Source organism: Paenibacillus sp. JDR-2, from assembly GCF_000023585.1.
GTDB lineage: Bacteria > Bacillota > Bacilli > Paenibacillales > Paenibacillaceae > Pristimantibacillus.
Map to the genome: position 1 here is coordinate 413,972 of NC_012914.1, position 11,827 is coordinate 425,798.

General features: G+C 54.5%; 9 protein-coding genes. All 9 read left to right on the forward strand.

What is annotated here, in order from left to right:
* The first annotated feature begins 210 nt into the window (after nucleotides 1-210).
* The 9 genes from PJDR2_RS01905 (at nucleotide 211) to PJDR2_RS01950 (ending at nucleotide 11,797) form a co-directional block, all read left to right on the forward strand.
* Complete coding sequence (locus PJDR2_RS01905; protein WP_012772352.1) at nucleotides 211-1,647, forward strand: MFS transporter; 1,437 nt, start codon at nucleotides 211-213, stop codon at nucleotides 1,645-1,647.
* A 924-nt stretch (nucleotides 1,648-2,571) separates the two neighbouring features.
* On the forward strand, nucleotides 2,572-3,336 hold the full coding sequence (locus PJDR2_RS01915) for a YveK family protein (RefSeq protein ID WP_012772353.1): 765 nt from the start codon (nucleotides 2,572-2,574) through the stop codon (nucleotides 3,334-3,336).
* Nucleotides 3,323-4,009, forward strand: a complete 687-nt coding sequence (locus tag PJDR2_RS01920; protein ID WP_012772354.1) for a CpsD/CapB family tyrosine-protein kinase — start codon at nucleotides 3,323-3,325, stop codon at nucleotides 4,007-4,009. The genes PJDR2_RS01915 and PJDR2_RS01920 overlap by 14 nt, the downstream gene beginning before the upstream one ends.
* A 134-nt stretch (nucleotides 4,010-4,143) precedes the next feature.
* On the forward strand, nucleotides 4,144-5,973 hold the full coding sequence (locus PJDR2_RS01925; protein WP_012772355.1) for a polysaccharide biosynthesis protein: 1,830 nt from the start codon (nucleotides 4,144-4,146) through the stop codon (nucleotides 5,971-5,973).
* Nucleotides 5,974-6,007: 34 nt separating this feature from the next.
* Nucleotides 6,008-7,414: an oligosaccharide flippase family protein gene (locus tag PJDR2_RS01930; RefSeq protein WP_012772356.1), complete on the forward strand. Its 1,407-nt coding sequence runs from the start codon at nucleotides 6,008-6,010 to the stop codon at nucleotides 7,412-7,414.
* Nucleotides 7,411-8,652, forward strand: coding sequence for a polysaccharide pyruvyl transferase family protein (locus PJDR2_RS01935; RefSeq protein ID WP_012772357.1), 1,242 nt, complete (start codon nucleotides 7,411-7,413; stop codon nucleotides 8,650-8,652). The genes PJDR2_RS01930 and PJDR2_RS01935 overlap by 4 nt, the downstream gene beginning before the upstream one ends.
* Nucleotides 8,649-9,788 carry a glycosyltransferase family 1 protein gene (locus tag PJDR2_RS01940; protein WP_012772358.1) on the forward strand — a complete coding sequence of 380 codons (1,140 nt, stop codon included), beginning with the start codon at nucleotides 8,649-8,651 and terminating at the stop codon, nucleotides 9,786-9,788. Before PJDR2_RS01935 ends, PJDR2_RS01940 begins: the two co-directional genes overlap by 4 nt.
* The gene (locus PJDR2_RS01945) at nucleotides 9,778-11,124 is read left to right on the forward strand and encodes a hypothetical protein (RefSeq protein WP_012772359.1); all 1,347 of its coding nucleotides are present in this window, start codon (nucleotides 9,778-9,780) and stop codon (nucleotides 11,122-11,124) included. Before PJDR2_RS01940 ends, PJDR2_RS01945 begins: the two co-directional genes overlap by 11 nt.
* On the forward strand, nucleotides 11,117-11,797 hold the full coding sequence (locus tag PJDR2_RS01950; RefSeq protein WP_012772360.1) for an acyltransferase: 681 nt from the start codon (nucleotides 11,117-11,119) through the stop codon (nucleotides 11,795-11,797). The genes PJDR2_RS01945 and PJDR2_RS01950 overlap by 8 nt, the downstream gene beginning before the upstream one ends.
* Nucleotides 11,798-11,827: the final 30 nt, after the last annotated feature.

Here is an 11,827-nt window from a genome sequence, read left to right on the forward strand (position 1 = left end):
ATCCGAACCCAAGCCATTCCGGCTGCGTGAAAAAATCCGTTTACTTCACAGCGGATTTTTTTAAAGGCTATTCATTTATTGATTAATAAATAATTAACAGAAGGAGGAGCAAGCATGCATCTGATCCGCCATCCCATCTAAATCTATATTTTTTTATGCTTGTATTTATTAATCAATAAATAAAAAACCAAAAAAAGGAGAGATTTAAACATGGTTTCTACCGCTTCTCGTGTTCGGCTGCTTGTTGTTACCTGTATCGCCTTGTTTATGGCCATGCTCGACAATCTGGTTATCGGGGTGGCGCTGCCATCGATCCAGGAGGAATTTCACGCCAGCATGTCCGATCTGCAATGGTTCCTCAATGCGTATACCTTAGCTTTTGCGGTGCTGCTTATTCCGTTCAGCGCGATTGGCGACCGTTTTGGACGAAAAAAAATATTCCTGCTCGGTATCGTGTTGTTCACGCTTGGCTCGCTTGCTTCCGCCCTCAGTACCAGCTCGATCGAGCTGTCGCTCTCGAGGGCGCTGCAGGGGATAGGCAGCGCGGCTATCATTCCGCTCAGCTTAACGCTTGTTAATGCGGCCTTCCCTCCCGAAAAACGCGCCGCGGCTATCGGCCTATGGTCCGGCATTTCCGGACTAGGGCTATCGATTGGACCGTTGGTCGGCGGAATTATTATTAATGGCGCGCCTTGGGAAATGGTCTTCTGGATTAACGTACCGGTTGGTATTATTGCCGTTATCCTTGGCGCGTTGTGGCTGACGGAGTCGAAGGGAGAACGCAAGCCTCTGGACCTGCCGGGGATTGTGCTTCTCGGAGTATCTTTGTTCGGCATCGTGTTTGGATTAATGCGCGGCAACTCGGAAGGCTGGGATGCCTTTAACGTATGGGGTGCTATTGCAGGCGGCGTGGTCCTGCTGCTTGGCTTCTACTTCTGGGAGCGCAGCCGGAAGCAGCCGTTTATTCAATTCGAATATTTCAAAAGCCGGACTTACAGCGCCTACCTATCGGCGGGCTTTTGGATGAATGCGGGTATCTTTGGAGCGATCTTCCTGCTTACATTGTTTCTGCAGCAAGCACAAGGCTATTCGGCTCTAGGAGCAGGAGTAAGAGAAATGGTCTGGACCGTCTGCACGATGATCTGCGCACCGCTTGCGGGCCTGCTCGTTGGCAAATACGGCTCCAAAAAGATTCTGCTCTTTGGTCTATTCCTCCAGACAGCGGCTATGATCTATTTTGCCCTTATGATTATCGGCAAGGGCGCTATCTTCCCGTTTGGCTATATCGCTCCGGCGATGGTTGCTGCCGGCGCGGGTATGGGCTTTAGCTTTACGCCGCTGTCCCACGGTATTCTGACGTCTGTTCCCGAGCATGCGGCCGGTGAAGCCAGCGGTTTAAGCAATGCATCCCGTGAACTGGGCGGCGTGTTTGGCGTAGCGATCAGCGGGCTGATCTTCGAAAGCGGCGGTGCCATCACTTCGCCTAAAGGTTTTGGCGATCATATCGTTCCAGCCCTCTTTGTCCTTGCCGCTATGCTTGCGATCGGCTTCCTGTCGGTTACGTTCCTGGTTCGCCGGGGCAAACCTGCGACGACTGCCGCAAGCGAAGCATCTGGTCCAACACCGCGAATCGAAACAAGCAATTAACAATTCCTTCATCTATTATATAGAAGAAACAAGTCCAGTTGGGTCGTTCAACGATCCGGCTGGGCTTATTTTATATGTAAAACCGCAATCGATAGGGGGAAGATAGTACACCGCAGAGTGATGTCGGAATGTTAAGCACCTGTTGGAAACGGTTACATTTTGTCGCGAACATCAGTCCTGGCGGACTACGGGACCGTAGTTCGGAACGCTTCGGCCGTCGAGTCCATTACCCATCGTCCTACCGCTGGACTAGCTTATTTTACAATTGGTTTATAGACAAAGGCGGGAATGAAGCGGAAAAGAGGTTATTTTCTATGAAAACGGTCGGAATTATCGGTCGGTTATCTGTTTCATAGGGGAAAGGCCTTCTTCCGACAACTCAAATAAAGCCCGAACTTGCCTTTTCAGGGGCCAATGGACTCTGAATTAGCGGCAAACCTAGGTCAACGGGCAGGAAATCGGGAGGGTTAGGGAATATGAGAATCCTCTTATCCTTTTTACCCTCCCGGGCAATATCCCGATTATTAGATAGCTTTATGGCGAAAGTCCCTTGCCTAAGGTTTTGAATGCGACTGTCTGTAGCAATTCCCCTATCCTTCCATCCCCGCGAAAGCCTGTTACTATGCGGCGCAACGCCATTTTCCCGGCCGTCCTGTTTCTGTGCCTTAGGTTGTGCATGGAATACCTGGATAAACATCGTTTTTGCATGTGATAAACATAAAAATTACTGGAAATTTTTATGTTTAACGATTAATTCTTGATTAGAAATATGAAACGTTAGGAAAATCAGCATGTAATGCATAGACAAAAAATGATTAATGCCTCCTATTTGAAAATATTACCTTCTTCCCTCTATGTCCCCATAACCCTTGTGACATAATCAAAGTCGAATGTTGATGGAAAGGGATGGAGGTTATTGTCGTTTTGAGCAGCCAACTGGATTTAAAGGAAATAGTGTGGCTCATTCGGAAGAAGCTTTGGCTGGTCGTTCTCGTGACTGTACTTGGTGCGTCTGCGGCGGGAGCCTACAGCGCCTGGGTGATGAAGCCCGTCTATGAAGCCTATACGAAGCTGATCGTCAATTCGACAGCGGGTCAGGCGGGATCATTCAAACTCGATCTGAATATGATCAACACGAATTTAAGTTTAATTAATACGTACAAGGAAATTATCAAGACCCCGGCCATTATGGACCTGGTGGTAAAGAAGCATCCTGAGCTTGGGCTGACAACGCAGCAGCTGATGCATAATATCCGGTTCAGCTCGGTGAATGGTACGCAGGTGGTTACCATCTCTTATCTGGACACGGATTACAAAAGAGCGGCGCAAGTCGTTAATACCGTTTCTTATGTGTTCCAGCAGCAGATTCCGCTCATCATGAAGGTCGACAACGTGTATATCCTTCATACCGCCGACTCCAACGATCAGCCGGTGAAGGTGAAGCCGGAGACCAAGCTAAACATTGCTATCGGATTTGTCGCCGCCTTCCTGCTGTCGATCACGCTGGTACTGGCTCTTAATTACTTTGACGATACATTACGGACGGAAAGCGACGTGGAACGGTATCTTGGCCTTCCTACGCTGGCAGCCATACCGAATATTAAGCAAGGCGATCTGAAGCCGAAGGCGCTGGCCATAGGCAAAACCACGATAGGAAAGGAGGGGGAGAAAAACAATGTCTCGCAGTGATCTTAAGCTTCGCCCGGTCGTTGCCGATGCCAACCCGACCTCCCCGATCTCGGAGGCTTACCGTACCTTGCGTACGAACCTGCAATACGCTGAGACGGACCGTCCGCTGCAGCTTCTGATGGTCACCTCGGCGGGTCCGGAAGAGGGCAAGTCGACAACCATTTTGAATCTGGCCGTTACTTATGCGCAGATGGAGCGGCGCACCATACTGGTGGATGCCGATCTTCGGAAGCCAACGTCTCATTACAACTTTGGACTCAGCAACCGGACGGGACTGTCGCATGTGTTATCCGGGCAGGCCGACCTCAGTGAAGTCATCAAGGAAACCCGCATTAAGGGACTGGATGTGCTGCCTTCCGGGCCGGTACCGCCAAATCCTTCGGAGCTTCTGGGATCTTCCCGGATGGAAGAACTGCTTGGAAAGCTTCGCGAGCAGTACGATATGGTGCTGATCGATACTCCGCCGGTTCTGGCCGTAGCGGATGCGCAGGTTGTCGCAAACAAATGCGACGGCGTACTGCTGGTCGTCAATGCGCGCACCGGCAAAAAGCAGCATGCCATCAAAGCGAAAAATGCCCTGAAGTTCGTACAGGCCAGAATCGTTGGCATCGCGCTTAACCAGACCGCTCATCGCGAAGCGGGACCTTATTACGAATATGTCGATCGGACGTGAGACGAATCAGACTCTAAAGCAGAACCATATATAGATAAACACAAAGGGAAAAGCTGATGCTTACGAAGTATGAATTACCACAAACGTAGCTTTGTTACCTTTGGTACAGTAATTCATTTTAGGAGGAATTAATAATGCGGGCTCATTATCGGACAAAAGTTATTGTGGCGGGGGATCTGGCAGCCGTGCTTGCCAGCTTCGCCATCGCGTACGCGCTTGAACCTTCGGTGCCTCAAGGCGGGGCCGTTGCATGGTTGTCCTATGCAGCGTTAGCGGCAGTCGTTGGCTTCTGGCGGCTCCACCGGCTCCGTCTTCACCGCCGGATCTGGCAGTATACCGGTATTTCGGACATGCTTTGCCTGCTGCAGGTTGCCCTGATCTCGGCTGTTGTTCCGTTTGCTGCCTGGTGGGTGATGCAGGGAGAAGCTCATCCGCTGCTTATGCTGCATCACGCGGCAGGCACTTTCCTGCTGCTTACCGCTCCGCGCCTTGCATGGCGTATCTTTTGCGATAAATACAGCGTGAGAAAACCGGCCGGCGGCCGCCGCGCGCTAATTATCGGAGCAGGAAGCTGCGGGACCTTGATCGCGAAGGAAATGATGCAGAACGACGGCGTTAGCGTAACGCCGGTAGGATTTATTGATGACGACCCGTACAAGCACCGGATGGATATCCTGGGGCTGCAGGTTCTTGGCAACCGCAAGGAGATTGCTTGTGTTGTGGAATCGCATCATATCGACGAGATTATTATCGCGATGCCTTCGGTATCGAAGACGCAAATCTCCGAGCTGGTTAACCTTTGCAAAACAACAAAAGCGAAGCTGAAGATCGTTCCGGATCTTCAGGATATGATTGATAACCGCGGCGCGGCAGGCCGCATGCGCGATGTCAGCGTAGAGGACCTGCTTGGCCGGGACCCGATTCGTACCGATCTCGAGCACATTGCCGGATACGTACAGGAAAAAGTCGTTCTAGTAACGGGAGCGGGCGGTTCGATCGGCTCCGAGCTTTGCCGCCAGATCGCGCCTTTCAAACCAAGCAAGCTGCTGCTTCTTGGCCATGGCGAGAACAGTATCTACACGATTGAAATGGAAATGCGCAGCGCATTCCCGCAACTGGCTATCGAGACGGTTATCGCCGATGTACAGGACCGCACGCGGATTGACGCAGTGTTTGCCAAATTCAAGCCGCAGGTTGTCTTCCATGCCGCAGCGCATAAGCATGTGCCGCTGATGGAACGCAACCCGGCGGAAGCCATTAAGAACAACGTATTCGGAACAAAAAACGTCGCCGAATGCGCAGACGCGTACGGAGCGGAACGCTTCGTGCTGATCTCGACGGATAAAGCCGTTAACCCGACAAGCGTAATGGGTACAACCAAGCGGATCGCCGAGATGTTTATTCAATCCCTCGACATGCACAGCAATACGAAGTTTGTAGCCGTACGTTTCGGCAACGTGCTTGGCAGCCGCGGCAGCGTTATTCCGCGCTTCAAGGACCAGATTGTCAAAGGCGGTCCGGTGACGGTTACCCATCCGGAGATGGTGCGGTATTTCATGACGATACCGGAAGCCGTTCAGCTCGTTATTCAAGCGGGCTCGTTCGCCAAGGGCGGCGAGGTATTTATCCTCGATATGGGCAAGCCGGTCAAGATTTACGATCTGGCCGTCGACCTGATCCGTTTGTCGGGCTACGAACCGCATGTCGATATCGACATTACGTTCTCCGGCATGCGCGAGGGCGAGAAGCTGTATGAAGAGCTGCTGACGAATGAAGAAGGTCTTTCTTCCACGAAGCATAACCGGATCTTTATCGGCAGACCTGTACAGCTCAACCGTAAAGAGCTTGATTTCGAGATTCGCAAGATGGAAAAGGTACTCGGCCAGCATCCGGATGATATCCGCGCGGTTCTGCAGCATCTGGTACCAACCTACCGCAATGGCAGCGCAACGGCTGCCGGCTAACCCAGTTAACTAATGTTTTTGAGGAGTGTGCAGCATGAAACTCGGCGGTAAGGAGGGCAGCGCCTCAAGCGCAAGCACGGGCGCGGGCTCCATTCGAACGCTAATTACTTCGCGGCTCAGCCGGGGAGGAGGCGCCAGCTTCCTGATCAACTCCGTTGGGATGGGGCTGGCAATGCTGCTTCAGATTGCGCTTGCCCGGCTGCTCGGCGTTCAAGATTACGGAATATATGCTTTTGTAACGACGGTCGTAACGTTTATGGTTTTCCCGGCGAAGCTTGGCTTTGATACCGCAACGGTAAAGCTTGTCTCCGCCTATCGGGTGAAAGGGGACTGGCCGCTGATCAAAGGGCTGCTTCGCCGGAGCAATCAGATTGGCTTCACGCTCTCCGTTCTTGCCGCGCTTATCGGCATTGCCGTTGTTGCCTTGATGGACTGGGGCAGGGGCGGACAAAGCGGAAGCGAAGCCCACGCCAAGTCGATTGCTTATATCGCCGGCTTTGCCGCGATTCCGCTACTTACTCTCGCTACCTTGCGCCAAAGCGCGCTGCAGGCGATGAAGGATGCGTTATTCGCTCAAATGCCGGAGAAGATTATCCGCCCGGTGCTAACGATTGGTTTTGTCGCGGCACTTGGCGCTGCCGGCGTGAAGCTTGGCGCCGCGATGGCGCTGCTATGCTTCGCGATAGCAACGGCAGTCACCTACGTGATTGGCGCGATTGTGCTGAAGAAGCGGATTGGCACGCAGACGGCTGCGATCAAGCCGAACTACGAGACACGAGGCTGGCTGCGATTATCATCGTCGTTAATGATTAATGCCGGCATGTATTTGATTCTTGGACAATTAAACGTGTTAATGATGGGCTTTATGCGGGGAGAGACCGAGTCGGGCTTGTTCTCGGCAGCGGTCCGGCTGGCCGTCCTGGTGTCGTTTATGCTGACCGCCGTGAATATGACGGCATCGCCGCTTGTATCCGAAAAGTATGCAAAAGGCGACATGGCCGGTCTCCAGCGGGTATGCATCCGGACGGGACGGATCGGATTTGCTTTCGCAGCGGTTGTGTTTGCCTATTTCGTCGTACGTGGCCATTGGACGCTTGGACTGTTTGGTCCGGAGTTCACGAAGGCTTATCCGTCCCTGCTGATTCTGGCCTTCGGCCAGCTGTTTAGCGCTTATTGCGGGCAGAACGGCACCGTCGCTACGATGACCGGACGCCAGAACGCGCTCACCAAAGTGTTAATAGCCGCTGCGATCTTGAATGCGGCGCTTAATGCTTTGCTGATTCCAACAATGGGTATGCTTGGCGGGGCTCTCGCCTCTACGCTGTCGATTATCGTCTGGAACTCGGCGGCCGTGCTGCTGGTCAGACGCAAACCGGGCGTTCAGACGCTGGCTTGGGCGCCAAGCCTGTCATTCGCAAGAAAGAGGGGGAATTACTCGTGAAGAAAGTATTGCTGGCGGGGGTTCCGAAATCGCCGAATTTGGGCGATGGCCTCATCGCTTATACGTTAAACCGGATTATCTCCATGCGCGGCAAACATCAGGTTATTCATTTCGATCTGCTCGACGGCCGCTGCGATCAATCGATGCCGATCTACTCGGCCCGGGGAGGGCTGCATTATGCGTTAGCCGGCCCTCCGGCATCGGCGGCCGCGCAATATGCTTCGGCACCGGCCGTGAAGCTGAACAGCGCCGGCTCAAGCAAGAAGATGACGCCGGATTTGCTCCGGCGCCTGAAGGCGTATTGGATTCATCGCAGCAAGAACGAGAAGCTGAACCGCGAGCTTCAGCAGGCTGTTGAGGAGTCGGAAGCAGTATTTATCGGGGGCGGGCATCTGCTCATCGATACGTACTGGACGTTCCCATTGGCTGTCCGCCGCGTAGCGGATGAGGCGAAGCGCCAAGGCAAGCCGCTTCATATTTTGCTTGTTGGCGCGCGCGGGCCTTGGAGCACCCAGGCCAAACGCTGGCTGCTTGGGGCTTGCCGCTATGCCACGTCGATTGCGGTGCGGGATGAAGATTCACGGCGGTTCCTGATTGATCTTGATCCGAAGCTTGCGGTCAAGACGGTTACTTTAGCCGACCCCGCACTGTTCACGCCGGAGGCCTTTGGCTTGACGGAGGCAGCGGCGGGGCAGGAGAAGCCAGGGAGGCGAAAGGTTGGCCTTGGCGTAATGGATCCGCATGAGATGAACCGTCACTGCGAGCTCCGCTGGGAGCGCGAGGCTTGCGCCGATTGGTGGCTGCAGGCGGCAAAGGTCGCAATTGGAGCGGGCCATAACGTTAGCTTCTTCACCAACGGCGCGGCATCGGATAACGCGTTTGTCGAGGAGTTTGTGAAGCCGCGTCTGGCTGGGCTGAAGGGCGTCGAGTTCACTCCGTATCCGACAACGGTAGAACAGCTGGTCGGCACGATTGCTGCCTGCGATACCGTTATTGCGCAGCGGCTTCATGCTTGCATTCCTTCGCTTGCAATGGGCAAGCCGACGTACGGTCTGATCTGGGACCGGAAGCTTGAGAATATTTTCGCCGATCTGGGCATGAAGAGCCAACTGATCGACTTCCGCGAGAGCAGGCAGCAGCTTGCCGCGGCGGTGGACGGCCGGATGGCGGACTCGGGACCGGCCATTGACGCTAAGAAGCTGCAGCTCTATGAACATATCGGGAGAATACTGCCATGAGCCATACCAAAATCAAAGTGCTGCATGTCGTTGGACGCATGCATCCCGGCGGCATTGAAACGCTGCTGATGAATGTATACCGGAACATAGACCGGGACAAATATGAATTTCATTTTGCCGTACAGTCGCCGGAGCCTTCCTTCTACGATGACGAGATTCGGGCGCTGGGGGGAACCATCTTCGTTCAGCCGCCGCCAAAGGACGGAATCCGTTCCTTCCGCAAGCAGCTGACGGCTAACATGAACAAATACGGTCCTTACGCCGCGGTACACAGTCATGTATTCGGCTTCAGCGGTTATGTGCTTAAGCTGGCGGACAAGCTTGGCGTGCCGGTGCGGATCAGTCACAGTCACAACACGAGCGACAGCAAGTCAACATCGCTGGTTCGCAATCTGTACCGCTCTTATATGCGCAGCCTGATCAGCCGCCACTCGACCAATATGCTGGGCTGCTCTCGGGCGGCATGCGAGTCTCTCTTCGGAAACGGCTGCTGGAAGGACGGACGCGTGGACGTGTTCCCGAATGCCATTACGCTGGCTCCTTACGAGTCGCTTGTACAGGAGAACCGCGAGGAGCTTCGCCGCCGCTTTGGCGCGGCAGAGGATGAACTGCTGATTGGCCATATCGGCCGGTTCAGCAAGCAGAAGAATCACGCACTGCTGCTGGACAGCTTCGCAAGCCTGGTGAAGCAGCATCCGAAGTCCCGTCTTCTGCTCTGCGGAGACGGACCGCTGCGGCCGGAGATGGAAGAGAAGGCGCGCGGGCTTGGGATAGCGGACAAAGTCAACTTTCTTGGGCTCCGCAAGGATGTACCGGAGCTGCTAGGGGCGCTTGATGCCTTTGTCTTGCCGTCGCTCTATGAGGGACTTGGCATCGTGCTCATTGAAGCGCAGGCTGCTGGCGTGCCGTGCCTGATCTCCGAGACGGTACCGAGAGAAGCGGATCTGCGAATCGGCTTAATCGAGCGACTTGCGCTAAATGACCCGCCGGAGCGCTGGGCGGAAGCAATGGCCAGCATCGGCGAGCGAAGAGCCCGGGGCGGCGGGGAATGGCAGGAAAGAGCGGCAGCGCTGGGCGAGCGCGGCTACGATATCCGCGTAAGCGCGGAAAAGCTGGAGCGTCTGTATGCAGGCTGACCGTTTAGTCGATACGCGGAAAATCATGCTGGTCGGTTATTCCGTTCTGCTGATACTGACGGCGAAGTGGGCTTTTGCCGCGGATGAAAGGCTCTCGCTTATACTTTACAGCGGGCTGCTGCTGCCGTTCTTCGTGCTCATGCGCTGGCCGAATGCGCCGGTGCTGCTAATGGTGAGCTTTACGGCTACGCTGGCGGGCAAAGCGATTTATGCGGCAACCGTTAATCCGCTGGCTGGGCCGGACGAGATCCACTATTACGAGCAGGTGACAACCTTCGAGAAGCTGTCGCAATTTATGCCGTATGCCATGGAGCAGATTCAGACCAGCTGGATGAACATCTCCGCGTACCCGGTGTTTGGCCTGCTGTATATGCCATTCTTCAAATGGCTGGAGCTGGACGATCCGCTGGCGATTATTTTGTTCAATACGGTGCTGCTCATTCTGATCGTCAACAGCACGTATAAGCTGAACGCAAGCCGCTTCGGGTACGAGCTTCCGGATCCGGAGAACGCGAGGCAGCCTTTTATTATCGTCTCGGTGGTTGGATTAATGCTTAGTCCGTCGCTGATGTACATGTCCTCCTTGTTCGCAAAAGACATTACCTGCGTATGGCTGGGACTGCTTGGGGCACAGCTGCTCGTTCGCAAGAGATGGCTGCTGTTCATCCTTGTCATCCTCTACGCGACGGGGCTGAGAGATTACGCGATTATCTATACGCTGAGTTTTTACTTCTTGTACACCCAGAAGGTCCGCACTTCTCTGTGCGTCATGGCGGGTGCGGCTGGTCTCTTGTTCCTGCAAATCGGGCCGCTTGGCATCATTAACGCTACGATGCTGTCGATCTTCCTGTTCATCAGTCCGAATCCGATCAACTTCAGCAACTGGGAGCCGGAGCTGCTGCTTCGGACACTGGAAGCGGTGTTTATGGGCATTATCCTCATGATCTCGGTCTATCAGGCGATCGTCTACAAGGAGACAAGAAAGTTTTATCTGATGGCAGCGGCGCTTATCTTCACCTACGCCTGCACGCTGGTACTAGTCGGTTATGTCACGATTACAGGCCGGGAACTGGACTATGGCGTCGGGACGATAGGGGACAACATGGTTCGCAAAAAGCTGCCGGTACTGCCGGTTCTCTATACGATTGCTGCCTACGCCATTATGTGGTGCCGCAGAATCTTTATTCTGAAACATCGGAAAATTCAGTCTTTGAAGGCTGAACAAGACCGCGAGTCGAAGCAGCTTGAAGCTGCTCGCGTGCCGGCTGGAGGTGCGGCAGCACCTGCTTGGCATGAAAGGCTTGCCGGCGGAAAGGGGGCGCAAGGACATGGGTGAACAAGAACAACGACGCAGGGCAGGTGAATGGACGGGAGATCGATTGGAACGGAGTGCGGTCCATAAGACGAAAAAAAGAGGCCGCGACCAGTTCGGCCGGTTCCGCGGCTTGCTGCGTGTAGCGGAAGCCGCGCTGAAGCCGGTGCCAAGACCGCTGCTGCAGTGGATGTGGGTGCTGAGCGACTGGCTGCCGGATTTGCCGGGCGTCGCAATGCGGTACGTCCTGCTGAGAAGAATGGCCAAGCGCTGCGGCGATAACGTGTTGATCGGACGCTCGGTAGAGCTCCGTTATCCGGAACGGCTGGTCATTGGCTCGAATGTAAGCATCCATAAGCAATGCTACATCGATGCTTATGGCGGACTGATCATTGAGGACGAAGTATCGATCGCGCATCAGTCTTCGGTTGTCTCGTTCCAGCATACGTGGAACGATCCGTCGCTTCCGATCCGAGATAACCCGGTCATGGGTTCGGCTATCCGGATCGGCCGCGATGTGTGGGTTGGCTGCGGCGTTCGTATCCTGGCCGGCGTCGAGATTGGCGCCCGTTCGGTAATCGCTGCCGGCGCCGTTGTGAATAAGCCGGTCGCCGCCGGCACGCTGGCTGCCGGCGTTCCGGCACGCGCCGTGAAGAGCATCGGGACAGGAACGTCTCCCGCGCCGGAAGGCGCATAGGGAGATGTGCAAAAGTCGGCGGAAAACGGC

Excerpts from the sequence above, each read along its gene's own strand:
- PJDR2_RS01950 (WP_012772360.1), top strand. The coding sequence starts at position 11,117 with ATGGGTGAACAAGAACAACGACGCAGGGCAGGTGAATGGACGGGAGAT.
- PJDR2_RS01940 (WP_012772358.1), top strand. The coding sequence starts at position 8,649 with ATGAGCCATACCAAAATCAAAGTGCTGCATGTCGTTGGACGCATGCAT.
- PJDR2_RS01925 (WP_012772355.1), top strand. The coding sequence starts at position 4,144 with ATGCGGGCTCATTATCGGACAAAAGTTATTGTGGCGGGGGATCTGGCA.
- PJDR2_RS01920 (WP_012772354.1), top strand. The coding sequence starts at position 3,323 with ATGTCTCGCAGTGATCTTAAGCTTCGCCCGGTCGTTGCCGATGCCAAC.
- PJDR2_RS01905 (WP_012772352.1), top strand. The coding sequence starts at position 211 with ATGGTTTCTACCGCTTCTCGTGTTCGGCTGCTTGTTGTTACCTGTATC.
- PJDR2_RS01930 (WP_012772356.1), top strand. The coding sequence starts at position 6,008 with ATGAAACTCGGCGGTAAGGAGGGCAGCGCCTCAAGCGCAAGCACGGGC.
- PJDR2_RS01945 (WP_012772359.1), top strand. The coding sequence starts at position 9,778 with ATGCAGGCTGACCGTTTAGTCGATACGCGGAAAATCATGCTGGTCGGT.